The sequence below is a fragment of the Mycobacterium sp. 141 genome, assembly GCF_000382405.1.
Lineage (GTDB): Bacteria > Actinomycetota > Actinomycetes > Mycobacteriales > Mycobacteriaceae > Mycobacterium.
On record NZ_KB908258.1, the window covers coordinates 347,244 to 370,884 of the forward strand.

Consider the following 23,641-nt stretch of genomic DNA (forward strand, 5'->3'; position numbering starts at 1 on the left):
GGCTACTGAGCCCATACGTCCTCGACGTAGCGATCCGTGTTCACCAGATCGGCAAGCCAGCGCGCGACGGCGGCATCGTCGGCGCCGGTGAACCGGCGATAGATGTCCCGGAACGCGGCCCGCACCGCGGGAGCCATCCGGGCGCCGTCTCCGCAGATATACACATGGGCGTCCATGTCCGGATCTCCCAGCATCGCCCACACCTCGTCGGCGTTGGCGGCGATGCGGTCCTGCACATACCGGATCTCGTCCTCGGGGTGTCGGGAGAACGCCGGGCGCATCCGCACCACGCCGGCCTTTTCGGCCGCTTCGAACTGGTCGCGGAACAGGTAATCGACGTCGGGGTGCCGCACCCCGAAGAACAACAGCGCCGGGGCGAACGGCTCGCCTGCGGCCTGCGCCGCCAGCCGGTCCCCGATGAAGCCCCGAAACGGTGCCACCCCGGTCCCGGCACCGACCAGGATGACGTTTCTGGCCGGTTCGGCACCGGTCCGGAACGCCCGCCGGGCGGTGTCGACACGCATCCGAATCTGTTGTCCCGGTATGGCTTCGGCGAGATAGCTCGAGGAGACGCCACGGAAGACGCCGTACCCTGAGCGGGCAGGGCCCTCCAGCACACTGACCACCAGTTCAACCTCGCGCGGCAGCAGACGCGCCGATGAAGCGATGGAATAGTGCCGGGTCGACATCGGCTCGAACAACTCCAGCTGCTCAGCCCGCGACAGGGCGGTCGCCGCGAACTCGGCCAGACATTCGGTGACGCTCATCGCACGGGTTTCGGGGTTGTCGGCAAGTTCGGTCAGCGCCGCCCGTTCGGGAGGACACGGGTTCGCCGCCGCGAGCCGTAACAGCTGGGTACGGCTGGCCGGCTTGCGCAGCTCGATGAAGTGGGTGAGCAATTCACGCACACTGACTTCCCGGTCGATGGCGATGGCACGCCGGGTGCTGCGCCGCGGATTGACCGAGATGCGGCGATCGAGCCGCAGTTCCAGCAGTTCGGCGACCTCCTCGACCACCTCGGCAGAGTTGTCGGGCAGGACCGTCAGATGGTCCCCCGTCTGATATTCGAGGTCGTCGGGCAGTGCGATCCGGATGAGCCGCTTGGCATTTCCCATCACGCCGTCGACATCGACCAGGGTCACGTTGTCCAGCACGGTGGCCGGCCGCACCTCGAAGCGGGCGTCGATCGCCGAGGTGACCGGTCCGTCGATGGCGCGCAGGTCGTAGAGGAGTTCGCCGCTGACGGTACCGTCTGCGGCAGCGCCATCGGTCGCGACCGGGGCGCCCGAGGCCCCGGCGAGCGCACCCCAGAGCGTCACGGAGAATTCCTCGACGGTTCCGGCGAAGTCGCCGGATGTATCAGCCGCACCGCGGGGAATCAATGGTGGGCCAACCAATTCCGCAAGGCGCTCGGCAATGTGCTTGGGCACGGTCTGGTAGGTCTCGGCCCAGTTCCGGTCTCCGACACCGAGTACGGCATACGGTATGACCGATTGTGCCGGGGTACCGGGATTGTCGAGCCACTCGACGAATTGCCGCGCGTCGTCGGTGGGTTGGCCGTTGTACGACGCGGCGATCACCACCAGCGCTCCCTCGGTGGGCAGTGCGCCCGCCACGGTGTCGAGAGCGGCCACGGTGGCCTGATAGCCGAGGTCGGTCGCCTCGTCGCCCAGTTGCTGCGCCAACGACCGGCAGTTGCCGAGGTTCGAGCCGTGCAGCACAGTCACTTTCGATCCCGGCGCGGCCAGTGCCCGTCGCCGTGCCGCGGGGGCCGCCTGCGGGGCCGGGCCCGCATGCCGGCGCTCCGCCGGGGTCCGCCGCGCCAACTCGAGGTGGAATCCGACCGGTTTACGCAGCAGGTCACTGGAAGTGCGCAGCTGGTAATGCTCCACGTCGAGGAAGCGGTACCGGTGTACCAGGGTCGCCAGCGCCATCGTCGCCTCGTGCAAGGCGAACTGGCGCCCGATACAGGACCGGGCTCCGGTGCCGAAAGGTTTGAACAGGTTGACCGGTCGGCCGGCGGCCCGCTCGGTGTCGAACCGGTCCGGATCGAACATGTCGACGTTGTCGCCCCATTCGGGTTGCCGGTGCAGCGCCGAGTTGGTCACCGTGACGACCTCGCCCTTGCGCACCGGATACTGGCCGCCGATCACGGTGTCCGCCAACGCCATTCGATCGAACTCCCGAACCGGCGGGGACAGCCGCAGGGTTTCGTCGACGATCTGGCGGATGTAGGTGAGCTTGCCGATCTCGTCAAATGCGGGCACATGGTCGTCGTCGGGCCCGAAGATCGCGTCCACCTCGGGGCACGCTCGGTGCAGCACCGCTGGGTTCTTGACGATGCTGTACAGCGCGGTCGGCATCAGCGTCGACGTGGTGTCCTGGCCGGCCACCATGAACGTCAGGATCTGCTTACGGATGAGGTCATGATCGAGGCGGGGAGTGCCGTCGGCATCCGGCCGCAGCATCAGGACCAGTAGATCGTCGACGTCGACGGCACCCGCCCGGTGCCCGGCGATCAGCTCCTCGATGAAGGCGTAGAGCTTGTCACGCTCGGCCGCGAACTCCGGCCGTTCGCTACCGCCCGGAGTGAGTATCTGCTCCAGCGCGGCCGCGAAACTAGCGGGGATCTCCGCGAGTCCGTCGCGGCGATAGGAGTCGAACCTGGCCCCGAATCCGGCGAGGCCCACGGTGTCCATGGCAAGTTTTGCCAGGTCACCCGCGACGTCAACCAAGCGGTGCTCGTCGGCACCGGCAGCTTTGTCCCACAGCGCCAGGAGCTGGCGGTTGATGTCGAGCATGGCCGGGTGGTAGCTGCGCAGGCCGCTGAAACTGAACCCGGGAATCAGGACGTCATGAGCCTGCTGCCAGCCGTCCTCACCCGGATAGGCCGTGAAGAGACCGTTGCCGGCCAGCACGCGGAACCGGTCCAGCCGGCTGGTGATGCCCTTGGTGAACCGAGCCTCGTCACACAACTCGTCCACCAGAGTCAACGAACACGCGTAGAGCCGCCGGCTGCCGGTGAAGTCCGCGTAGAACAACGGCCCGTACTGCTCGGCGAGGACATCCGCGGGCAGCGCGTAAGGCCGGCCGGGCACCGGCCCCGGTGGCAGTGCCACGCCGACGGCCGAAGGCACGCCGTCGATATCAGGTGGCAGTGCCGCCGTAAATGTCTCCACGGGCGTGGAGCATAGCCACGCGTCGCCGCCGCCTTCGGGAAACGAGCTGAGTAGTTTGTGCGGAATTCCCGGCAACCTGCCACGGGGTGGGCACACCGCGGTCAGCCGAATACGGCTCAGTCGACTACCTGCGTCTAATCAAATACGGCGTCGAGGTAGCGCAGCGCGTCGACCTTGTCGATACCGAGCGCCCGGGCGGCCTCAGCGAACGAACTCGCGGCGGCGGCCATCGCGGCATCCGCCGGATCGGCCCGGGCCACGAAGGTGCCGTACCGGCCGCGGGTCTCGAGTACACCAGCGCTCTCCAGCTCACGGTATGCCCTGGCCACGGTATTGACGGCCAGACCGATCTGGCCCGCCAGGTCCCGGACCGTCGGCAACCGGGTACCCGGCGGGAGCCGCCCGTCCCTGATGCCGTCGATGATCTGGATTCTCAACTGGTCGAACAACGGCCTGTCGATATCCGGATCGACCCGGACCCAATCCCCCAACTCGGTCACGTGCTCAGTATCACCCAAAGCCACTACGTTGGTGAACGTGCAATTGACAGTGCTCAGCGGCGCGGGAATATCGGCAGAAAGTGGTGTGCCGACGTTCCGCGACGTCGAGACGGGCCTGTGGGCCAAGGTCGACCCGTACGAGATCTCCAGCTCGGATGGTTGGCGGCGACACCCGGAGCGGGTGTGGGCGTGGTACCTGTGGCGGCACTACATGATGGCCGCGGTCGAACCGAACAACGGTCACCGCGCCGTGGCGGCCTGGCAGGACTACGCCGAGATACACGTCGTCACCCAGAACGTCGACAATCTGCATGAACGCGCCGGCAGCGCCACCGTCCACCACCTGCACGGCAGTCTCTTCGAATTCCGTTGTGACGCATGCGGTTCACAGTTCGAAGGAGTGCTACCGAAGATGCCGGAGCCGGTCGAGGCGGTCGAGCCGCCGCAGTGCGTCTGCAGCGGGCTCATCCGGCCGAACGTGGTCTGGTTCGGCGAACCACTGCCCGAGACAGCCTGGCAGCGCTCGGTGGCCGCGGTGAGCAACTCCGACCTCGTCATCGTGGTGGGCACCAGCTCGATCGTCTACCCGGCCGCAGGGCTGCCGGAGGCGGCGCTGGCCAACGGCATCCCGGTGATCGAGGTCAATCCGCAGCGCACGCCGCTGTCGGGCAGTGCCACGCTCTCGCTGCGGGAGACTGCGGCGACCGCACTCCCCGGACTGCTTCAGCGGTTGCCGACACTGCTGGATTAGAAGGCACCGTCGGTGAAATCCTTCAGCCGGTTGACGCTGTCCTGGGGCGTGACGTCGGTTCCGATCAGGCCTGCCACGATCTGCCCGAGACACACTGCCCGCAAAACCCGGTCGGTGAACTCCTCGGCGTCGCCCCACGGCAGGTATGGCTTGGCGACCAACATGGCGGCGACACCATGGGCCGCGGTCCACAGGTCGAGTGCCATCTCGGTGGCGTCGCCGGCCGGGTAGACCCCCTCGGCGATGAGCGTTTCCACCGAGGTCCGCAGATGCCTGAATGCCGAGCTGTTGAGCATCAGGTCGACGTCGCTGCCCGGTCTGCCCTCGCCCATGGTGGCGATGCGGTAGAGCTCGGGAGTCTCGCGGGCGAACCGCACGTAGGCCAGACCTTGCGCGCGCAGCACCTCGATCGATGACGGCTGATCAGCCACCAGCTGCATCTGCTCGTCAAGCTTCTCGAAGTAGCGCGCACACACCGCATCCAGCAGTGCGTCCTTGTCGGCGAAGTGCAGATAGATCGACGGCGGCGTGACGCCCACCCGCTCTGCCACCAAACGGATCGACACGGCCTTGGCTTGCCCGGTTTCCAGCAGCAGTTCGGTGGCCGCGTCGATGATCTCGTCGCGCAACTGCTCGCCGGAACCGCGCGGGGCGCGTCTGCGCCGGAGAGGTTGAATCACGTCACTCAGCATCCGTCATGCTGGCCGCAAATTTCTGATCGCCGCGTGTTGCCGCAGCCGCACCGGATTCGCTGATTCCGATGCGACGATGCAACCGGGCCAGCGGCGCGGGCGCCCACCAGCACCACTTGCCCAGTATGTGCATGAACGCAGGTACCAGCAGAACCCGGACCAGGGTGGCGTCGACGAGAATGGCCAACGTCAACCCGAGCCCGAACATGCGCATGAACGCAACCTTTGCGGCGATCAACGCCGCGAACGATATCGACATCACCAGTGCCGCCGCGGTGATCACGCGGCCCGTGCGGGCCAGCCCGAGTGCCACGGCCTCGTCGTTCCGGGCACGAGAAGGGGCTCCACCGGCTTCGAGCCAGTACTCGCGGATCCGCGACACCAGGAACACCTCATAGTCCATCGACAACCCGAAGGCGATGCAGAACAGCAGCACCGGCAGGTTGGCGACGAGCGTTCCGGTGGGCGTGGTGCCCAGCGCGTCCAGATTGCCGTCCTGGAAGATCCACACCAGCGCGCCGAACGCCGCAGACAGCGACAACACATTCAGCAACAAGGCTTTCAGCGGTAGCACCACGCTGCCGGTGAGCAGGAACAGCAATATGAAGGTGATGGCCGCGATCACCCCGAGGACCAGCGGTAGCCGCGAGGTGATCGCTGCCGAGCTGTCCCGGTTGATCTGCGCGGTACCGGTCAGCTGCACCGCGGCCGGGGCCGGTACGGCATGCAGGGCATCCAATTGCGCATCGGAGGCAGCACTGAACAGCGGTGCGCTGCTGCCGACGGTGATGAAGGCGCTGCCGCCGTTCAGCCCGGTCGCTGCCGACGGCGGACCCACCAGCCGGCCCGCGACGAAGGTGCCGCCCGGGGCCGATACCGAGGTCACTTCGGGCACCGTCGAAAGCGCTCCGGCGTACCTGTCGAGGTTGACGGGAGTCAGGCCGCTGGCATCCGGGATGACGACGGTCACCGCACTCGCCGCATCGGCCGCGAAGGCCGTCCGGAGCTCGTCGCCCACCTGACGGGCAGATGCGGACGGCGGCAGCACACGGTCGTCGGGGAAGCCCCATTTGATGCCCAGGAACGGCGCTCCGAGCAGCAACAGCACTGCGACCAGCGTGATGCTGATCGGGACCGAGCGTCGCATGACACGTTTCGTCATGCGGTACCACAGTGTCTGGTCCACCGGCTGGCGCACCGGCTCGGGTCTGCCGAGCACGCGGCGGGCGAACCGCCGGACGTCGAGGGCATCCAGGCGGTCACCGAGCAACACGATCGCCGCCGGGGCGATGACGACGGCGGCCAGCGCCGCCAGGGCCACTACCGCGATGCCTGCGTAGGCGAACGACTTGAGGAAGTACATCGGGAACAGCACCATCGCGATCATGGACAGCGCCACCGTCATCGCCGAGAACAGCACTGTGCGTCCGGCAGTCACCATGGTCCGCACCAGCGCCTGTTCGGGTGCAACACCGTCGGCGAGCTCGTCACGGTACCGGCTGATGATCAACAGCGTGTAGTCGATGGCCAGGGCCAGACCCATGGCGACGGTGAGGTTCAGCGCGAAGATCGAGACGTCGGTGATCATGGTGAACCCGCGCAGCACCGCCAGCGATCCCAGGATCGCGAACCCGCCGACCGCGAGCGGCAGCGCGGCGGCCAGCAGCCCACCGAACACCCAGACCAGCACCAGGAAGCTCAGCGGGATGGCGATGGATTCCATCGTCAACAGGTCCTTCTCGCTCTGCCCGTTGATCTGGACGTAGGTCATCGCCTCGCCGCCGGCCCGCACGGTGACGCCGTTGCGGTCGTACACCAGCCGATCGGTCAGCTCCTTGGCGTGCTGCTGTGCGCCACTCTCACCGCCGCCGATGCCTGCGACGATGAGCCCGGTCCGGCCATCCTTGCTGATCAGCGCGGCCGCTGCCGGCGGCGGTGAAGTCCAGGCCGAGCTGACCTGCGTCACATCCGGTGAGGCCTGCAACTGGTTGACGATGTCGGTAGCCGCGGCCGTCGCGACCGGGCTGCGCACTCCCTGATCAGCGGTCACGCTGATCACCAGCTGCATGTCGCCGCGGTAGAACTTGTCCGACAGCAGCTTGGCTGCCTGGGCCGATTCAGACCCCGGGTCCTGGAAGCCGCCGGCGGACAAGCTCTTGGCGACGGGAATCCCGAAGATCCCTGCGCCGACCATCACCAGCACGGCTAACACGAGGATCCGCCGCGGCGCGGCGATGGCCAAGTGGGCAATCCGGTTCAGCACTTCGATTCCCTTCCCCACAGGCCGTTATCGGCGTTAACTTAACAACGTTAACTTAGGCGCGTCAACGCACACCTGCTGATTCACAGGAGGCACGCCGACGAGACGTTTCACACTTGATCCGCAGGCCGGTCAATTACCAGCCGGCGACAGGTCTGGTGGCACTTGACCCGCTCCTCGGAGTGCTGACGCCCCTTGCGGCCTTCGCGGTGATCTCCGCGATGATCGACGCCTGGGCGGTCAGGGTATCGGCGGGCACCAACCCGATTCACTTCGCAGGCCGAAAAGAGCCGGTCCGGGGTCGCCTTAGCGGCAGGAACCTACCCAGAAGTAAGAATTGCCACCATTTTCCGAATCGTGACTCAAAGATTCCTTAATGGTGACCCCTACTGTTCAGTACATGTGGATCGACGACACCAGTGCCGATGTCATCAAAGTTGATTTCGAGGCTCTCTACCACGGCGATGTCCTGGTCGAGGGCGACACCTCGGAGCAGTTTGACGACTTCCAACCGCTGCGCACAGCGGTATAAGAAAGCGCGCGCCTCGCGGCGCGCGCTTCCCATGTTGAGTTTGCGCCTTGCAGGCGTTCCTCAACCCTCCATGCTGTGATGGCCAGTCCCCGCTGACGCGGGGACTGTTTCTTTCTCAGGCTCATGTCTTTCTCAGGCCCATATGCCCGAGTCCCTGTCCAGCCGGCCTTGCACCGACATCACGTACGCATCCGTGCCGCGACTCAGTCGCCCTGCCGGTGCAGTGCGGTGAGATGCGTGTAGACCTGCGCATTGATCTGGTTGTGGCCCACTTCGTCATCGCTGAGCTCGCGGCGCACCTTGGCCGGAACCCCGGCCACGAGCGACCGTGGCGGCACCACCATCCCCTGCGGCACCACAGCCCCGGCGGCCACCAGGGATCCGGCGCCGACCACCGCACCGTTGAGCACCACGGCACCCATTCCGATCAGGCTGCCGTCCTCGACGGTGCAGCCATGCAGCACCACGTTGTGACCGACCGTCACCCCGGCGGCGATGCGGCACGGGAACCCGGGGTCCACATGGACGGTCACGCCGTCCTGGATGTTGCTGCCGGCACCGACCTCGATGGGCTCGAACTCGGCACGCAGCGTCGCGCCGTACCAGACACTGGCGCCGGCCGCGAGCGAAACCTGGCCGATCACGTTGGCATTGGGTGCGATCCAGGCATCGGGATCCACTTTCGGGGCATGACCGGCGACGGAGAGGATGAGCGGCTCGGGCATGTCGGCCATCGTAATCAGCCGTTCGCGGGCATTCACGCAGCATCGGACTCCCTGGAAGACCCTTGGGGTAGCTCGAAGGCGGCATGCCCAGCCCATTGGGTCTTCACGTCCCCACCAGCTGTGCGCGGCTTCACGGCCGGCTGTTCTTCGCCACGGCGGCCTACTGCGCCGGCATCAGGGTAAGAGCGCGCCGGTAAGGTCGAACGGGCCGCGGTAGACACTTCCGCTTTGCCGTAACCGTACCGTTACCCTTACCATCCGATGCGGCGCCGCGGGGAACGCCGAGGCCGTCGTATTTCGTGTGCCCCCGCTTGGGCACACGCGTCACCGGCTGCCGACGAACCACAGGCCAAGCATGAGCGGGAGGAAAACCCACCTATGAAGACACGCACCAAGACACTCGGCGCAGCCGCAGCGGTCGCTGCGATCGCAGCGTCGCTGCCGCTGTCGATCACTGCTTCCGCCGACCCGGCAGCGCCGACAACAACGGAAACGGTCACCGTCGAAATCCCGGACCCGCAGGGCCCCGGCTGCGACGCCTTCAAGAAGGAAATGCCCGACTGGAAGGCGCTGTCGAAGCAACCCGTCAGCAAAGTCCTCGCGAGCATCCCGGAGCTCAGCACGTTCAACTCCGCCATCTCCGGCGGCATGAACCCGGCCGTCGACATCGCCCCGGTCCTCGACAACGGCCCATATGTCGTGTTCGCCCCGACCAACGACGCATTCGAAGCGCTGGAGCCGGGCAAGCTGGACGAGCTCAAGGGCGACGTCGCCGCGCTCACCAGCCTGGACTACTACCACGCGTTCCTCGGCCTGCTCGGCCCGGACGACGTCAAGGGTCAGCGTCCCACCCAGCAGGGCGCTGAGATCAACGTGACCGGCAAGGGCGGCGACATCAAGGTCAACGACACCGCCAAGGTGATCTGCGGCGGCATCGAGGCCCAGAACGCCCGCATCTACATCATCGACGCCGTGCTGGACCCGAACTCCCCCCCGCCGCCACTCACCCCGTCGGGTGTCACTACGACCACGACAACCACGACAACCACCCCCACCACGACTGTGTCGAGCGAGCAGCCCACGCCGCCCGAGAGTCCGGCGACTGAGACTCCGGCGGCCGACGCACCGATCGGCTGACCTGGTACGCGCGAGGACTACCCTCCGCGAGCAGACACAAAGTTGCCCCAAATCGCTTGATTTGGGGCAACTTTGTGTCTGCTCGACGGAAATCCACTCCTTGTTGACTGGCGGCTTACTTCGCTTTCCAGATCGGCTGACGCTTCTGTATGAAGGCGAGCGGTCCTTCTTTGGCGTCTTCGGTCTACAGCAGGTGAAGTAACGCCGCACCGAAGCATTGCGCACATGTACCGACCGCCTCGATGAACGTGGAACGGTAGGTTTACTCGGTCAACCTTCCAGCTGATAGACGACCCAACCTGCGGATTCGGGTACGTTGATTGCTCCGCTCGCGGCGAGGCCCGCAGCCCACATGGTTTACTGAGTTGCACACCCGCCGCAGCGGCTGGCTCGTCCGCTATCAGCAGGAGACCTTGTGGCTGGAAGTACACCGCTGGCACCGATGATCGGGCCGGACGCGATTACGCCACAGGCCCCGGTCCGCTCCCCGAAGACCGCTGAGCTCGTCGCAGGCACGTTACGGCGCATGGTCGTCGGCGGCCAGCTCAAAGACGGCGACTTTCTGCCCAACGAAGCCGAGCTCATGGAACATTTCGGGGTCAGCAGGCCTACCTTGCGCGAGGCAGTGCGCGTGCTCGAATCCGAGCGACTGGTCGAGGTGCGGCGCGGCTCTCGTACCGGTGCCCGGGTGCGGGTTCCCGGCCCCGAGATCGTCGCCCGTCCGGCCGGCCTGCTGCTCGAACTGTCCGGCGCCGACATCGCCGACCTCCTGGTGGGGCGTGCGGCGATCGAACCGATGGCCGTACGGCTGCTGGCCGAGAAAGGCGACGAGGCCACCTTCGCCGAACTGGAGCGGATCCTCGACGAGCACATCCCGAAGGACCACCAGTCCGACCGACTGGCAGAGACCACCAGTGATTTTCATCGCCGAGTGGTCGAGTTGTCGGGTAACGCCACGCTGGGCATGATCGCCGGCATGCTGCACGAGATCACCGTGCGGCACCACGCATTCCTGTTCAAGGAGCGCCAACCGGTGTCGAAGGCCGACTACGACAAGCTGATGCGGTCTTACCGCAAGCTGATACAGCTCGTCCGGTCGGGAGATGGCGATGCCGCCGAGGCGCACTGGCGCAAACATATGGACACCGCCCGCGTCCTCATGCTGCAGGACATCGAGACCGTCAAGGTTCGCGACATCATGCGCTAAAGGCTTGCTGAGAGTCCCCACCGCGAACACCGAGATTCACGTCAGGGACAAATTCGGCCGCGTTTTTATCCCTCACGTGAATCTCGGTAGAGAGTTAGCGGCCCCTGCTGGCACGTATCCGGCGAGGCGTTGGTGGCCACCGGCGACAGCGACATTTCCTACCTTGAGACCGCGCTCGAGCACCTGGCGTGGAGGCCATGGACTACAGCTACGCGCTCATGGATCTCACCGTGTACGGATGTCAAGAGCCGTGGGAGGATTCGCCAGCAGGCTGGCCACAGCGGTGACAGGTGGACGGTTCCAACACGCGCATCGACGGCAGGCCCATACCGCAGTGGTCACGACTGGCGGCCGGTCGGTCGGATGACCTCACCGGCTAGCCGGGTTCGAGCGCCCGGTTTAGGCGCGCTATATAGGCATCGATGCTCTGAACCGCCGACTCGGCGGCATGGACGCTGATCGCCACGGTGCTACCGATACCGTGCACACCGTGGGTGAGGCCCATCATCGGCGACAGCGCCGGGTATCCGGCTGTCACCAGCACCGGCGCGGCACCGAAGCGCAGATCCGCCGCTCCGCGGTTGACACTGGAGACCACGGTGTTGCCCGTCACTGTGTCCGAACGCAGCGTGGGGTCGAATTGCTTGACGCCCCAACGTAATAGCGATGCCGGCGTGGCGGCGAATGCCCGACCGGCCGCCATCATCGCGGGATGCTGAGCACGACGGCGCCGTTGGGCGAGATCGTGCATGATGTGCCCGATGCGGGCATCGTGGTCCAACGCGGGATATAACCCGATACCGACATTGCCGAACTGGTTGTTCACTTGCCGGACAACGGGTTTGGCCATCGGCACCTCAGCACCCAGATCCGCGGGATCGTCGCCGAGCTCACGCAGGTGCTCACTGAGCGCGCGGGACACGGCAGCCAGCACCGCGACAGTCACCGTCGGGCCGGCCAGCTGTCCACGGTCACGGACGATGGTGCGCACGTAACGCGATCCCTCGGGTCTGGCGTTACTGGACAGCGCCGGCCGGGACGGCGCCTGCCGGGGGACGTGACCACCGTCCTCGTCCCGCACCAGCCTGCGATGCCACCGCGCGGCCTGCGCGGCCCGCCACGGCAGTCTGGCAGTCACCAACCGGGGCACCACGACGGTCGCTACCATGGCGGGCCTGCCGAACATCCATCCGGCCAGATCCGCCGATCGGCTGCCGTCAGCGAGCACATGCGCCATCTGCAGCACGATCACCGTGCCCGCTTCGGCAGCGCCTGGGATACCACAGACGCGCGGGAAAACGTGGAGCCGCCAGGTGGCCTGCGTCGCGTCGAGCTGGTGGTCAGCCAGCCCACCCACCGCGGAGAGACAGTCGTTCCAGTCGGGTCCGCCGAGATCGTGGACGGCGAACTGGTCGTCGCCGACGCCACACGGTACCCACAGCGGATACCGCCACGGGTGGTCGTCGCGTATCCGCAGGCCCAGTTCGGGGCACCGCTCGGCGCGGTGCCGCACGTCGCGCAGTGCTGACTCCAGTTCGGTTGGTGCACCGGCGAATCCATACAGAATGAACTGATCGTTGGGAATCGTGGCCGACATCCAGTAGGTCTGGGCGTCGATCGCTGTCAACCGGCGCATTGTTCAGGCGCCCGGGCCCGTCGCCGCCATCGCGCCCCAGTCGTGCCGACGTGCTCGCAGTTGCACGACGGTGGTGGCCTGCACTGTCGACACCGTGTTGTGCGGCGACCTCCGCAGGATGGTGAGACCGCTGACCGAGTCGAGCACCTGATCGATCAACTCCTCCGCGCCGGCACTGCCGTCTGCCATGAATGCTTCTCCGTGGGACCGGCACCGTGCGTCAGTTCACGCACTCGCCGTCCAACGTAACGTGCCGCAGCGTCGTGCCCGGCGGACGGCGGCCGACATCCTGGAGCTAAGCGTCGTCGGCTGCGGCCTCCAACTCGGCGATCACGATTTTGCGCATGCCCATCATCGTCTTGGTTGCAGCCTGCGCCCGGGCCGGATCGGGGTCACCGATCAGTTCGAACAATCGATACGGAACAACCTGCCAGCTCAACCCGTAGCGGTCTTTGAGCCAGCCACACTGCGATTCCTCCCCACCATCATCGGTGAGGCGGGTCCAGTAGTAGTCCACCTCGTCCTGGTCCTGGCAGCCGATCATGAACGACACCGCCTCGGTGAACGGGAACTGCGGACCGCCGTTGATCCCGATGAACCGGTGGCCGTCCAGCACGAAGACCACGGACACGTCGTTGAGCTTCTCGATCGACGAATTGGGGAACACCGAGAGGTAGAACTCTGCGGCCTCGGCGAGGTGGTCGTCGAACCACAACGCGGGCGTGATCGATGGCATAGGTGGTCTCCTTGGTGCGCTCGGCAATGTTGTCTTCAAATCAGACGGTCCCGCCGGCCGAAACTCACCGCCTCTGGGTAACTCCCGTCACGACATCACGAGTTCCATTCGGTGCGCACAGAACTCGTTGTCGGCTCAGCTTGCCGGCGGGGTGTCCGCGTCGGCCAACCGCTGATGCAGCCGAGCCCGAATATCGTCGGGGGTGTACGCGTTGCGCTTGCGTTGATCACGGGCAACCAGGACACCACCGGCCACCACTCCGGCGACACCGGCCAGACCAATCCATTTCCAAAGACTTTTCATGACCAGATTCTGCATAAGCTGCCCGAGTGAACGCGCACACGGTGTCCGTCAGCCGGGCATTGCAGGAGACCCGAACCGGCGATATCTGGCTTTTCCGGGGTGCCTCCGGACCGGACCGAGCCATCCAGACTCTGACCAACGCGCCCGTGAACCACGTCGGGATGACCGTCGCAATCGACGATCTGCCGCCGCTGATCTGGCACGCCGAGCTGGGCCACAAACTCGTGGACCTCTGGACCGGCACTCATCACCGCGGCGTGCAGCTCAACGACGCCCGCGAGGTCATCGACCAGTGGATGGACCACTACGGCCAGCACTGCTGGCTGCGTCAACTCGTCCCTTTCGCCACCCGGGAACAGGAGGATCGGCTGCTGAAGGTGGTGGCGCGGATAAACGGCACCGCTTTTCCGACCACCGCGCGGCTGACGGGCCGATGGATGCGCGGGCGACTGCCGATCGTCAGCGATTTCACCCGGGGAATGCCGCTCGTGCACAAGAAGGTTCGCGAGTCCGCTCAGCGAAACAAAGCAAAGAAGCGCGAAGCCGGCCTGGAGACGGCGTACTGCGCCGAGACCGTTGCCATCACCTACGAGGAGATGGGGCTGATCGACACCGAGAAGCGGGAGAACTATTTCGATCCCGGGTCGTTCTGGAGCGGTGACCGGTTGCCGCTGACGAGCGGCTACCGGCTCGGCGACGAGATCTCCGTCATCCGCGACTGAACGCCACTGTCGAAGATGGGGATGGGTGCGGGAGATATTGCTGTGTGTGACGTCACCCGTTATTCACTGACAGGGGCCAGACGTAGGGGCCTGATTTTTCGTCGTCGGCCGTAACATCGTCGTCGACGGCAGCCGATCGGCCCGATTTCGTTACGAGGTCAGTTCTCCCGAGGCGCCTTGAGCTTGTGATCATTTGTTGGGGGGCCGACGAGTGTTGGGGGCCGACGAGGTGAACGCCGTTTTGGACCGCATGCAGCTCGCAGAGGCACTGACGCATCTGCCCGAACCACACCGCGCCGTCCTCAGCCGATCGTTCTATCTCGGTTGGACCACCCAGCGGATCGCCGACGATCTGGGTATCGCCGAAGGCACTGTGAAATTGAGACTGCACTACGCCCTGCGACGGCTGCGGCTCATCGTGCTGGAGATGGAAATGAGCACGAACGTCTGAACCACGATAAGTCGGCGCGCCGGACGCGTGCGGCCCACGAGTCGGCAGTTACGGCGAAGTCGTCTGCAAGACACGGTATGTCAACGGAGCGTTTGCCGAGACTGAGGTGCTGTCCCTTTGCTCGACACAGCCTGGACGCCATCGTTCATCGGCACCCGCAAGATTGACCCCGCGGGCAGCGGCAACAATAGTGAGATGGGTACGGCCGACCGACTCGGATTGGAACACCGACTGGCCGTATACGGCACTCTCGCTCCGGGACGCTCGAACGCACACGTGCTCTACGAGCTCTCCGGCACTTGGACGCAAGGGTCGATAAGAGGTCACCTTCACGAGCGTGGCTGGGGCATTTACCCGGGGGTCGTCTTGGATGACTCAGGTCCCGAGGTTGCGGTACACGTCTTCGCCTCCCGGGACCTACCAGCTCACTGGCAGCGACTCGACGAATTCGAGGGATCAGGTTATCGGCGCGTCTCGGTCTCCGTCAGCGGCGTTACCGGCGAGGTGGCCGCATACGTGTACACACTGGTGGATGATCCGGCACGGGGAACTGCCAAACCTCCGCTTCCCCGCGCCTAGACGTTGAACCGGAACTCGACCACATTCCAGCGCGAAACAACATCAGGACGAAGGCGCTATGTACTCGTGGCGCAACTCGACGACCCTGGCGATGTGGTCAAAGTCGTGGTCTGCAGCCAGCACGGTCGCATCATTCACGATGGCATAGCCGGCAATGAGTATGTCAAGTGAACCGGCCGCCCGCACGAGGCCAGAATTCCATAGGGCGCTCTGGATTTCGAGCACCAGCGATTCGTCGGGCGCACGCTCGAGCGGGAAGCCGAGGGAGATCTGCTCGCGATAGTGCGCGTGCTCTTCGGGCGTGCGAGCGCTGTGGCAGAACTCGAGCACCTGCGGCGAACATGTGACGAACAGGTCGGCCGGGGCTCGCTCGATGCGCCGCAGCCGCGCGGCGATCCCCTCGTCTCGGGTGGCCAACCTTGCCCAGACCGAGTTGTCGACGAGGTAGTCCGTCACGAGGTTTCGGTTAGGTCCGGAGAGGTCACGGGCGCACCCAACTCGGCGGCGAGATCAGCCAATCCCGCGATGCCGTCGATCATCGCGCCCTTCTGCTTCGAGGCGATGAGCCGGCGCAATGCAAGATCCAGAACGGCCCGATTCGATCGCTCGCCCGTGAGCGCCCTGGCACGCTTCATCAGTTCCGGATCCAGGTCCACGCTGGTGACAGCCATCATGCGCCCCTTCGCTCGCTATATACGTGATTATATAACGCTGGGGTCGCAGTAGCCGCGGTCTTACCGCAGCCCACCACTTTCCAGGGTTGAACCGGAACCCGGCTACACGTTGAACCGGAATTCGACGACATCGCCGTCGACCATGACGTAGTCCTTGCCTTCCATGCGCACCTTGCCGGCCGCTTTGGCAGCTGCCATGGAGCCGGCCTGCATCAGGTCGTCGAAGGAGACCACCTCAGCCTTGATGAAGCCCTTCTCGAAGTCACTGTGGATGACGCCGGCAGCCTTGGGCGCGGTGTCGCCCTGATGGATCGTCCAGGCACGTGCTTCCTTGGGCCCTGCGGTCAGGTACGTCTGCAGACGCAGCGTGTGGAATCCGGCCCGGGCCAGCGCATCGAGCCCACGCTCGCTCTGCCCGATCGACTCGAGCAGCTCGGCCGCGGACTCGTCATCGAGCTCCAGCAGTTCCGCCTCGATCTTCGCGTCGAGGAACACCGCGTCGGCCGGAGCGACCAGTTCGCGCAGCTCACTCCTGCGCGCCTGGTCGGTCAGCACACCCTCGTCGGCGTTGAACACGTAGAGGAACGGCTTGGTGGTGAGCAGGTTGAGCTCGCGCAGCAGTGATGCGTCAGGCCCCCCTGAACCCGCAGAAAACAAAGTCTTACCGCTGTTGAGCACCTCTTGGGCTGCCACGGCGGCGTCGTAGATGGGCTTACGGTCCTTGTGAGTCCGAGCCTCCTTCTCCAGCCGCGGGATGGCCTTCTCCAACGTCTGCATATCGGCCAGGATCAGCTCGGTCTCGATGACCTCGATATCGGAGCGCGGGTCGACCCGGCCGTCGACGTGCACCACGTCGTCATCGGTGAAAACCCGGACAACCTGGCAAATCGCATCGCACTCACGGATGTTCGCCAGGAACTTGTTGCCCAGTCCGGCGCCTTCGGATGCACCTTTGACGATTCCGGCGATATCGACGAACGTCACTGGCGCAGGCACCAGCTTCTCGGAGCCGAACATTTTCGCGAGTTCCTCGAGCCGCGGATCCGGCAGCGGCACCACGCCCTCGTTGGGTTCGATGGTCGCGAAGGGGTAGTTGGCCGCCAACACGTTGTTGCGTGTCAGGGCATTGAACAGAGTCGACTTACCCACGTTCGGCAAACCGACGATTCCCAAGTTCAGGCTCACAGGAACCACAGTCTGCCAGAGAGTCGAAGGCACGCCAGCGCGCGCTGGCAGCATGTGGTGCGCTGGAGCCGGTACGGTCTACCTGTGTCAGGACAGCGCGCGCAGTCGGCAGTGCCGGCTGACCATCGCTCTGTGTACCCCAAATGGCCAGGTCTGCCGTGGTGGGGTGCTGTGCTGCTGGCCGTGACGGCTACCGCGATCGGCTTTGCTTTCGACGCAGGATCGGGTGATCGAGAACTCAGTACCGTCTTCGCCGTCTGCTACGTGCTGGGCTGTCTGGGCGCGATCCTCGCTGTGCGGCAATCCGGGGTGTTCACCGCGGTCATCCAGCCGCCATTGATCCTGTTTGTGGCGGTGCCCGGGTCGTACTTCTTGTTCCACGGCGGCCAGTTGGGCGGCGTGAAAGATGTGGCCATCAACTGCGGGTATCCGTTGATCGAACGTTTTCCGTTGATGTTGTTCACTGCCGCCGCGGTGTTGTTGATCGGGTTGGCACGCTGGTACTTCGCCCTCGCGACCCGGGACAGCGCCGACAAGGCCGAGAAGATCGGGACGGTCAAGGCCCGCAAAACGATCGCTGCGCTGGCCGGAACCGGAATTGTGGCGGCTGTCACAGCGAAGCTGTCAGGACTACTGGTCCGCAAACCCGCGACACGGCGATCGTCGGCGCCGGGTTCCGCTGACGAGCCAACGCCCCGTCGGCGTCGCGCAGATCGTCCGCAGCAGGTTCACCGTCAGAGCCGCGCCGGACGCCCGGACCGCGCCGACCGGCCCCAGCGCACCGAGCCGCCCAGAAGACGACGGCCCGAGGCAACCGAGGACGCCGGCGCCGAACGCAGAGCGACCAAGCGGGCCGCTCCCCCGCGCTCGCGTCCCAGCCGTCCGCTGCTGGACGAGTTCGGTGAGCCGGTCGCCGAGCGGCCGCGCCGGGCGCGGGCACCACGAGCCTCGGAGCCGCCGCTGGTCCCACCACCGGCCGACGCCCGCCGACGCGTGCGCGCCCAGCCGCGCGAACCCCGCAAACAGCCCCCGCCTGAACGGCGCACTGCGACCGCGCACGACCGCCAGCCACGTCGCCGTCGTTTCGACGACTACCAACCTTTTGAGGACCCGTTCGAAGCGCCACCCACTCGCAACGGCAACGCATCTCACCACCCGGTCTCGCGGGTGCGCTACCGCGGCGCCGAGGACGAAGACGGTCGCAAGGAGTACCGGAGCCGACGTCCATCGCACGACCGCGACAACACCTGGGAATACGACGGTTAAGTGCGCTCAGCGGCGCGGTGCGCGGATCTCCCGTGGCAGTGCGAACACCAACGTCTCGTTGGCTGTGGTAACCGGCTGCACGGTGTCGTAGCCGTAGTCGGCGAGCCGCTCCAGGACACCGCGGACCAGGACCTCGGGCACTGATGCCCCGGACGTCACACCGACGGTGGTGACGCCGTCCAGCCAGGTCGGGTCGATGTCCTCGGCGTAGTCGACCAGGTAGGCCGCCCGGGAGCCGGCACCCAGCGCCACCTCGACCAACCGCACCGAGTTCGACGAGTTGCGCGAGCCGACGACGATGACCAGCTCACATTCGGGTGCCATGGCCTTGACCGCAACCTGGCGGTTCTGGGTGGCGTAGCAGATGTCGTCGCTCGGCGGATCCTGCAGCTTGGGGAACTTCTCCCGCAGCCGCTGCACGGTTTCCATGGTCTCGTCGACGCTCAGCGTGGTCTGCGACAGCCAGATCACCTTGTCCTCGTCGCGGACGATGACGTTGTCCACCGAGTCGGGACCGTCGACGAGCTGGACGTGCTTGGGCGCTTCACCGGCGGTGCCGATCACTTCCTCATGGCCTTCATGGCCGATCAGCAGAATGTCGTAGTCGTCGCGGGCGAACCGTTTGGCCTCGTTGTGCACCTTGGTCACCAGCGGGCAGGTGGCGTCGATGACCTTGAGGTCGCGGGCAGCGGCCGTCTCGTGCACCGTCGGCGCCACCCCGTGCGCGGAGAACACCACGATGGAGCCTTCCGGCACTTCATCGGTCTCATCGACGAAGATCGCGCCCGCCTTGGCCAGTGTCTGCACCACGTGCACGTTGTGCACGATCTCGTGCCGCACGTATACAGGTGCGCCGTGCTTCTCGAGTGCCCGCTCGACAGTCTCCACGGCGCGATCGACGCCGGCGCAATAACCGCGCGGTTCAGCGAGCAGTACGCGCTTGCCGGCAGCACCGGAACTCACCGAGCTGGAAGCACCCGGGATACCCATATTCACTGTTGGCGGCATGTCACCAGGGTACGGGGAGCCGCCGCGCCCGAGCCAGCCGTAGTCTGTTGCCCATGGGAACTGCACCGTATGGGGTCCGGCTACTCGTAGGCGCGGCGGTGACTGCGATCGAGGAAACCCGCAGGCTCCCCCACACCATTCTCATGTACCCGATGACCGTGGCCAGCCAGGCCGCCAACCTTCTCATGCACTTGCAGCAGAACCTCGCTGAACTGGTCATCAAGGGTGACGAAGCACTCGAGCAGCTGTTTCCGCCCAAGGACGAGCAGCCCGAGTGGGCCACCTTCGACGAGGACCTGAATACCGGGCCCGACGAAGTTCCCGCACAGCAGACCGACGGCGAACGCCGCACCGAAGGCCGGTTTGCCCTGTACAGCATGGGCGAGCCAGGAACCGGCACGGCCTCCGGCAACGGCCGTGCCACGGCGCCGAAACCGGCGGCGTCGGGCACCGCTCCCGCGATCGTCGACGAGGTGGACTACGACTCCCTGACGCTGGCGCAGTTGCGGGCCCGGCTGAGCTCGCTGCGCGTCGCGGATCTGGAGGCATTGCTGGCCTATGAGGAAACCGGCCAGGCCAGGGCCCCGTTCGTCACGCTGCTCACCAACAGGATCACCCGCGCGACCGCGAAGTGACCGAACCCGGCCAGTCACCGGAGAATCCCTGGCCGGTGCGCGCCGTCGCCACCCGCGTCGCCAAGTGGATCGACCGGCTCGGCGCGGTGTGGGTCGAAGGGCAGCTGACCGAGCTGAAGGTTCGCCCGGATTCCAAAACGGTGTTCATGGTGCTGCGCGATCCGGCCGCCGATATGTCGCTGACTCTCACCTGCCCCCGTGATCTGGTGCGCAATGCCCCGGTCAAGCTGACCGAGGGCACGCAGGTGATCATCTGCGGCAAACCCAGCTTCTACACTGGCCGTGGCTCATTCTCGTTGCGGGTCAGCGAGATTCGCGCTGTCGGCATCGGCGAGCTGTTGGCCCGTATCGATCGGCTGCGCCGCCTGCTGGAGGCCGAAGGGTTGTTCGATCCGCGGCTCAAGCGGCCAATCCCCTTCCTGCCCAACACCATCGGACTGATCACCGGACGCGCGTCGGCCGCCGAGCACGATGTCACCACAGTCGCCTCCGGACGCTGGCCCGCCGTGCGGTTCGCCATCCGCAACACCATCGTGCAGGGCCCCAACGCGGTACCGCAGATCGTGGATGCATTGGCGGCACTCGATACCGATCCCGCTGTCGACGTCATCGTGCTGGCCCGCGGCGGCGGCAGCGTCGAGGATCTGCTGCCATTCTCCGACGAGACGCTGTGCCGGGCCATCTCCGGTTGTCGCACGCCAATTGTCAGCGCGATCGGCCACGAGCCGGACAACCCGCTGTGCGATCTGGTCGCCGACCTGCGTGCCGCCACACCCACCGACGCCGCCAAGCGCATCGTGCCGGATGCCGCTGCAGAGCAGGCCCTGGTCACCGACCAGCGCATGCGCAGTGCTCGCGCGCTACGCAACTGGGTGCATCGCGAACAGCATCACCTGGAACAGCTGCGCAGCCGCCCGGTGCTGGCCCAGCCGCTGGTCGACCTGTCGGCTCGTGGCGAGGAGATCCAGCGGGCCCGTGCCACGATGCAGCGCGACGTCACCCGGTTGGTCAGCGCCGAGAGCGACACGATCGGTCACCTGTCAGCCCGGTTGAGCACTCTGGGCCCGGCGGCAACCCTGGCCCGCGGTTACGCCGTGGTGCAGGCTGTGCCCACCTCGGGCGCGCCGGTGGTGTTGCGTTCAGTTGGCGACGCGCCGGACGGGACCCGGTTGCGGGTCCGGGTGGCCGACGGCGTGGTCACGGCCGTGAGCGACGGCATCGAAGGAAGTGTTGAGGAAGATCCATATGAAGACCATTAGCGAGATGGGCTACGAAGAGGCCCGCGACGAACTCATCGCCGTGGTGCAGCAACTCGAGCAGGGTGGCCTCGATCTCGATGCTTCGCTGACATTGTGGGAACGAGGCGAAGCACTGGCAAAACGGTGCGAAGAACACTTAGCCGGAGCCCGCCAGCGAGTCGAGCAGGCATTGGCCGCCCGAGACGGTGGCGACGACTGATCTCAGCGGTACAGATGCACCGGATGGTGGGTGCACTGCTCGATCCGCGACGACGCCAGCTGTAGCAGCTCGGTACCCAGTGCGATGAGAGCACGGGCGGCCGCGATCTCCTCGCCGACCATCGGCGCGCTCGGATCTTTGGGATTGCGGTAGGCATCACCGGTAGTCGCGATGCTACCGTCGCGCAGTTGAGCGTGTACCGAGGCGTGAGTGTGGATGTCGTCCTCGCAGAACTCGATTTCGACGAACCACTTGTTGGACAGATCCTTCTCGTACATGTCGATCAACCTCCGTACTACAGGGTGCGCCATCGCGGTGCGCAACGCCAGAGTGGACATTCCCGTAAATTTCGCTGCCACGGTGCCCAACCCGCGCCGCTGCCGTCCCGCAGCGCATAAAGTCCCACGGGCACAGTTGATCCGATACGAGGGGGCGCCATGCCGAACGGGAAACCGAACATCCTGGTCATCTGGGGCGACGACATCGGAATCAGCAACCTGAGTTGCTACAGCGACGGGCTGATGGGCTACCGCACGCCGAACATCGACCGCATCGCCGACGAGGGCATGCGCTTCACCGACTCCTATGGCGAGCAAAGCTGTACTGCGGGCCGCGCCGCATTCATCAGCGGTCAGAGCGTGTACCGCACCGGCATGAGCAAGGTGGGCGTACCCGGCGTCGATATCGGCTGGGCCGCCGAGGACCCGACCATCGCCGAGCTGCTCAAGCCGCTCGGCTACGCCACCGGCCAATTCGGCAAGAACCACTTCGGCGACCTCAACAAGTACCTGCCGACCGTGCACGGGTTCGATGAATTCTTCGGCAACCTGTATCACCTCAACGCCGAGGAGGAGCCGGAGAACTTCGACTATCCGCATGAGGATCGCTATCCCCGCTTGTACCACCTGGCCAAGCCGCGCGGTGTGTTGAAATGCAAGGCCACCACCGAGGCGTCCACCGAGCCCGACGACCTGAAGTTCGGGCCCGTCGGTAAGCAGACCATCGAAGACACGGGCCCGCTGACCACCAAGCGGATGGAGACCATCGACGAGGACATCGCTGACGCCACGGTCGACTACGTCAAGCGCCAGCACGAGGCGGGTAATCCGTTTTTCGTATGGTGCAACTTCACCCACATGCACCTCTATACCCACACCAAGCCGGAAAGCCGTGGGCAGGCCGGGCTGTGGCAGTCGTCGTACCACGACACGATGATCGATCACGACCGCAATGTCGGAACGGTGCTCGACGTGCTCGACGAACTCGGCATCGCCGAGGACACCATCGTCATCTACTCCACCGACAACGGCCCGCACCGCAACAGCTGGCCCGACGGCGGCACCACGCCGTTCCGCAGCGAGAAGAACACCAACTGGGAAGGCGCCTTCCGGGTGCCGGAACTCATCCGCTGGCCCGGCAAGATCAAGGCCGGCACCGTCTCCAACGAGATCGTCCAACACCATGACTGGCTGCCCACCCTGCTCGCTGCCGCCGGGGAACCGGACATCGTCGAGAAACTCAAGTCCGGTCACAAAGCGGGAGCCGACGGCGAGACCGAATACAAGGTGCACATCGACGGCTACAACCTGTTGCCGTACCTGACCGGCAAGGTCGACGAGAGTCCCCGGCGCGGGTTTTTCTATTTCTCCGACGACGGTGACCTGGTCGCGATGCGGTTCGAGAACTGGAAGATCGTCTTCGCCGAGCAGCGCTGCCAGGGCACTCTGCGGGTGTGGGCCGAACCGTTCACCCCGCTGCGGGTGCCCAAGCTGTTCAACCTGCGCACCGACCCGTACGAGTACGCCGACATCACGTCGAACACCTACTACGAGTGGTTCCTGCGGCACGACTACTTCGTGTTCTACGCCACCGCGATGGCGACGAAGTTCCTCGAAACGTTCAAGGAGTTTCCGCCGCGGCACCCACCGGCGAGCTTCAGCGTCGATCAGGCGGTGGAGAAGCTGCACGAATTCCTGGCCAAGGACTGACGGAAAGGCTGTTACGA

26 protein-coding genes are annotated in these 23,641 nt (G+C 65.6%); 12 read left to right on the top strand and 14 right to left on the bottom strand.

The genetic code is table 11. The features are described from left to right. Positions 1-2 precede the first annotated feature (2 nt). Both H276_RS0108895 and H276_RS0108900 read right to left on the bottom strand, forming a co-directional pair. On the bottom strand, positions 3-3,179 hold the full coding sequence (locus H276_RS0108895; RefSeq protein WP_196807868.1) for a cytochrome P450: 3,177 nt from the start codon (positions 3,177-3,179) through the stop codon (positions 3-5). Between the two features lie 134 nt (positions 3,180-3,313). Continuing rightward, a complete protein-coding gene (locus tag H276_RS0108900; protein WP_019970953.1) occupies positions 3,314-3,679 on the bottom strand; it encodes a GntR family transcriptional regulator in 366 nt (121 codons plus the stop codon). Positions 3,680-3,716: 37 nt separating this feature from the next. On the opposite strand from H276_RS0108900, the gene H276_RS0108905 reads away from it, so the two are divergent. After that, positions 3,717-4,430 carry an NAD-dependent deacylase gene (locus H276_RS0108905; protein WP_026356748.1) on the top strand — a complete coding sequence of 238 codons (714 nt, stop codon included), beginning with the start codon at positions 3,717-3,719 and terminating at the stop codon, positions 4,428-4,430. On the opposite strand, the gene H276_RS0108910 is transcribed toward H276_RS0108905, so the two are convergent. Further along, positions 4,427-5,122, bottom strand: coding sequence for a TetR/AcrR family transcriptional regulator (locus tag H276_RS0108910; protein WP_019970955.1), 696 nt, complete (start codon positions 5,120-5,122; stop codon positions 4,427-4,429). The genes H276_RS0108905 and H276_RS0108910 overlap by 4 nt on opposite strands. Next, complete coding sequence (locus H276_RS0108915; protein WP_036460743.1) at positions 5,112-7,385, bottom strand: MMPL family transporter; 2,274 nt, start codon at positions 7,383-7,385, stop codon at positions 5,112-5,114. The genes H276_RS0108910 and H276_RS0108915 overlap by 11 nt, the downstream gene beginning before the upstream one ends. A gap of 373 nt (positions 7,386-7,758) precedes the next feature. Here H276_RS0108915 and H276_RS24580 point away from each other — a divergent pair, with 373 nt between their 5' ends. Further along, positions 7,759-7,914 (top strand): hypothetical protein, encoded by a 156-nt coding sequence (locus H276_RS24580; RefSeq protein WP_196807869.1) that lies wholly within the window; start codon positions 7,759-7,761, stop codon positions 7,912-7,914. 203 nt (positions 7,915-8,117) lie between these two features. Here the strand turns inward: H276_RS24580 and H276_RS0108925 are convergent, their stop codons facing one another. Continuing rightward, positions 8,118-8,639 (bottom strand): gamma carbonic anhydrase family protein, encoded by a 522-nt coding sequence (locus H276_RS0108925; protein ID WP_026356749.1) that lies wholly within the window; start codon positions 8,637-8,639, stop codon positions 8,118-8,120. Between the two features lie 378 nt (positions 8,640-9,017). Between H276_RS0108925 and H276_RS0108930 the strand changes: the two genes are divergently transcribed. Both H276_RS0108930 and H276_RS0108935 read left to right on the top strand, forming a co-directional pair. Then, complete coding sequence (locus H276_RS0108930) at positions 9,018-9,776, top strand: fasciclin domain-containing protein (protein WP_019970959.1); 759 nt, start codon at positions 9,018-9,020, stop codon at positions 9,774-9,776. 415 nt (positions 9,777-10,191) lie between these two features. Further along, positions 10,192-10,983, top strand: coding sequence for a FadR/GntR family transcriptional regulator (locus H276_RS0108935; protein ID WP_026356750.1), 792 nt, complete (start codon positions 10,192-10,194; stop codon positions 10,981-10,983). A gap of 376 nt (positions 10,984-11,359) precedes the next feature. Here H276_RS0108935 and H276_RS0108940 read toward each other — a convergent pair whose 3' ends face one another. The 4 genes from H276_RS0108940 to H276_RS25005 form a co-directional block, all read right to left on the bottom strand. Beyond that, complete coding sequence (locus H276_RS0108940) at positions 11,360-12,619, bottom strand: hypothetical protein (RefSeq protein WP_019970961.1); 1,260 nt, start codon at positions 12,617-12,619, stop codon at positions 11,360-11,362. A gap of 3 nt (positions 12,620-12,622) precedes the next feature. Further along, on the bottom strand, positions 12,623-12,808 hold the full coding sequence (locus H276_RS0108945) for a hypothetical protein (protein WP_019970962.1): 186 nt from the start codon (positions 12,806-12,808) through the stop codon (positions 12,623-12,625). 106 nt (positions 12,809-12,914) lie between these two features. After that, complete coding sequence (locus tag H276_RS0108950) at positions 12,915-13,355, bottom strand: VOC family protein (RefSeq protein WP_019970963.1); 441 nt, start codon at positions 13,353-13,355, stop codon at positions 12,915-12,917. A 135-nt stretch (positions 13,356-13,490) separates the two neighbouring features. Next, on the bottom strand, positions 13,491-13,658 hold the full coding sequence (locus tag H276_RS25005; RefSeq protein ID WP_196807870.1) for a hypothetical protein: 168 nt from the start codon (positions 13,656-13,658) through the stop codon (positions 13,491-13,493). Between the two features lie 26 nt (positions 13,659-13,684). Here H276_RS25005 and H276_RS0108960 point away from each other — a divergent pair, with 26 nt between their 5' ends. From H276_RS0108960 to H276_RS25640, 3 genes are all read left to right on the top strand, one after another. Then, a complete protein-coding gene (locus tag H276_RS0108960; RefSeq protein ID WP_019970965.1) occupies positions 13,685-14,380 on the top strand; it encodes a hypothetical protein in 696 nt (231 codons plus the stop codon). Positions 14,381-14,609: 229 nt separating this feature from the next. Beyond that, positions 14,610-14,831, top strand: a complete 222-nt coding sequence (locus tag H276_RS0108965) for a sigma factor-like helix-turn-helix DNA-binding protein (RefSeq protein ID WP_231376633.1) — start codon at positions 14,610-14,612, stop codon at positions 14,829-14,831. Between the two features lie 195 nt (positions 14,832-15,026). Continuing rightward, complete coding sequence (locus H276_RS25640; RefSeq protein WP_051111404.1) at positions 15,027-15,410, top strand: gamma-glutamylcyclotransferase family protein; 384 nt, start codon at positions 15,027-15,029, stop codon at positions 15,408-15,410. 42 nt (positions 15,411-15,452) lie between these two features. Here the strand turns inward: H276_RS25640 and H276_RS0108975 are convergent, their stop codons facing one another. The 3 genes from H276_RS0108975 to ychF all read right to left on the bottom strand — a co-directional run bounded on the left by H276_RS0108975 (position 15,453) and on the right by ychF (position 17,269). Beyond that, entirely contained in the window at positions 15,453-15,866 is a 414-nt protein-coding gene (locus tag H276_RS0108975; protein ID WP_019970968.1) for a PIN domain-containing protein, read from the bottom strand. Further along, positions 15,863-16,081: a type II toxin-antitoxin system VapB family antitoxin gene (locus tag H276_RS0108980; protein ID WP_036460788.1), complete on the bottom strand. Its 219-nt coding sequence runs from the start codon at positions 16,079-16,081 to the stop codon at positions 15,863-15,865. The genes H276_RS0108975 and H276_RS0108980 overlap by 4 nt, the downstream gene beginning before the upstream one ends. A 105-nt stretch (positions 16,082-16,186) precedes the next feature. After that, complete coding sequence (ychF, locus tag H276_RS0108985; RefSeq protein WP_018598885.1) at positions 16,187-17,269, bottom strand: redox-regulated ATPase YchF; 1,083 nt, start codon at positions 17,267-17,269, stop codon at positions 16,187-16,189. A gap of 84 nt (positions 17,270-17,353) precedes the next feature. On the opposite strand from ychF, the gene H276_RS0108990 reads away from it, so the two are divergent. Next, entirely contained in the window at positions 17,354-18,535 is a 1,182-nt protein-coding gene (locus H276_RS0108990) for a DUF6542 domain-containing protein (RefSeq protein ID WP_026356752.1), read from the top strand. 6 nt (positions 18,536-18,541) lie between these two features. On the opposite strand, the gene H276_RS0108995 is transcribed toward H276_RS0108990, so the two are convergent. Continuing rightward, positions 18,542-19,543, bottom strand: a complete 1,002-nt coding sequence (locus H276_RS0108995; RefSeq protein ID WP_026356753.1) for a 4-hydroxy-3-methylbut-2-enyl diphosphate reductase — start codon at positions 19,541-19,543, stop codon at positions 18,542-18,544. A gap of 53 nt (positions 19,544-19,596) precedes the next feature. Here H276_RS0108995 and H276_RS0109000 point away from each other — a divergent pair, with 53 nt between their 5' ends. From H276_RS0109000 to H276_RS0109010, 3 genes are read left to right on the top strand one after another with little or no spacing between them, the layout of a single operon-like run. Continuing rightward, a complete protein-coding gene (locus H276_RS0109000) occupies positions 19,597-20,178 on the top strand; it encodes a lipid droplet-associated protein (protein ID WP_026356754.1) in 582 nt (193 codons plus the stop codon). Then, positions 20,175-21,437, top strand: a complete 1,263-nt coding sequence (gene xseA / locus H276_RS0109005; protein WP_019970973.1) for an exodeoxyribonuclease VII large subunit — start codon at positions 20,175-20,177, stop codon at positions 21,435-21,437. The genes H276_RS0109000 and xseA overlap by 4 nt, the downstream gene beginning before the upstream one ends. Next, the gene (locus H276_RS0109010) at positions 21,424-21,636 is read left to right on the top strand and encodes an exodeoxyribonuclease VII small subunit (RefSeq protein WP_019970974.1); all 213 of its coding nucleotides are present in this window, start codon (positions 21,424-21,426) and stop codon (positions 21,634-21,636) included. The genes xseA and H276_RS0109010 overlap by 14 nt, the downstream gene beginning before the upstream one ends. A gap of 2 nt (positions 21,637-21,638) precedes the next feature. Here H276_RS0109010 and H276_RS0109015 read toward each other — a convergent pair whose 3' ends face one another. After that, the gene (locus H276_RS0109015; RefSeq protein WP_019970975.1) at positions 21,639-21,914 is read right to left on the bottom strand and encodes a dsRBD fold-containing protein; all 276 of its coding nucleotides are present in this window, start codon (positions 21,912-21,914) and stop codon (positions 21,639-21,641) included. 159 nt (positions 21,915-22,073) lie between these two features. On the opposite strand from H276_RS0109015, the gene H276_RS0109020 reads away from it, so the two are divergent. Beyond that, entirely contained in the window at positions 22,074-23,624 is a 1,551-nt protein-coding gene (locus H276_RS0109020) for an arylsulfatase (RefSeq protein ID WP_019970976.1), read from the top strand. The last annotated feature ends 17 nt before the right edge of the window (positions 23,625-23,641 follow it).

Bases quoted from the DNA above. Each gene is read 5' to 3' on its own strand.
- H276_RS25640 (WP_051111404.1), top strand. From the start codon at position 15,027: ATGGGTACGGCCGACCGACTCGGATTGGAACACCGACTGGCCGTATAC.
- H276_RS0108950 (WP_019970963.1), bottom strand. From the start codon at position 13,355: ATGCCATCGATCACGCCCGCGTTGTGGTTCGACGACCACCTCGCCGAG.
- H276_RS0109010 (WP_019970974.1), top strand. From the start codon at position 21,424: ATGAAGACCATTAGCGAGATGGGCTACGAAGAGGCCCGCGACGAACTC.
- H276_RS0108940 (WP_019970961.1), bottom strand. From the start codon at position 12,619: ATGCGCCGGTTGACAGCGATCGACGCCCAGACCTACTGGATGTCGGCC.
- H276_RS0108980 (WP_036460788.1), bottom strand. From the start codon at position 16,081: ATGGCTGTCACCAGCGTGGACCTGGATCCGGAACTGATGAAGCGTGCC.
- H276_RS25005 (WP_196807870.1), bottom strand. From the start codon at position 13,658: ATGAAAAGTCTTTGGAAATGGATTGGTCTGGCCGGTGTCGCCGGAGTG.
- H276_RS0109015 (WP_019970975.1), bottom strand. From the start codon at position 21,914: ATGTACGAGAAGGATCTGTCCAACAAGTGGTTCGTCGAAATCGAGTTC.
- H276_RS0108925 (WP_026356749.1), bottom strand. From the start codon at position 8,639: ATGCCCGAGCCGCTCATCCTCTCCGTCGCCGGTCATGCCCCGAAAGTG.
- H276_RS0108910 (WP_019970955.1), bottom strand. From the start codon at position 5,122: ATGCTGAGTGACGTGATTCAACCTCTCCGGCGCAGACGCGCCCCGCGC.
- H276_RS0108995 (WP_026356753.1), bottom strand. From the start codon at position 19,543: ATGCCGCCAACAGTGAATATGGGTATCCCGGGTGCTTCCAGCTCGGTG.
- H276_RS0109000 (WP_026356754.1), top strand. From the start codon at position 19,597: ATGGGAACTGCACCGTATGGGGTCCGGCTACTCGTAGGCGCGGCGGTG.
- H276_RS0108945 (WP_019970962.1), bottom strand. From the start codon at position 12,808: ATGGCAGACGGCAGTGCCGGCGCGGAGGAGTTGATCGATCAGGTGCTC.
- H276_RS0109020 (WP_019970976.1), top strand. From the start codon at position 22,074: ATGCCGAACGGGAAACCGAACATCCTGGTCATCTGGGGCGACGACATC.
- H276_RS24580 (WP_196807869.1), top strand. From the start codon at position 7,759: ATGGTGACCCCTACTGTTCAGTACATGTGGATCGACGACACCAGTGCC.
- H276_RS0108930 (WP_019970959.1), top strand. From the start codon at position 9,018: ATGAAGACACGCACCAAGACACTCGGCGCAGCCGCAGCGGTCGCTGCG.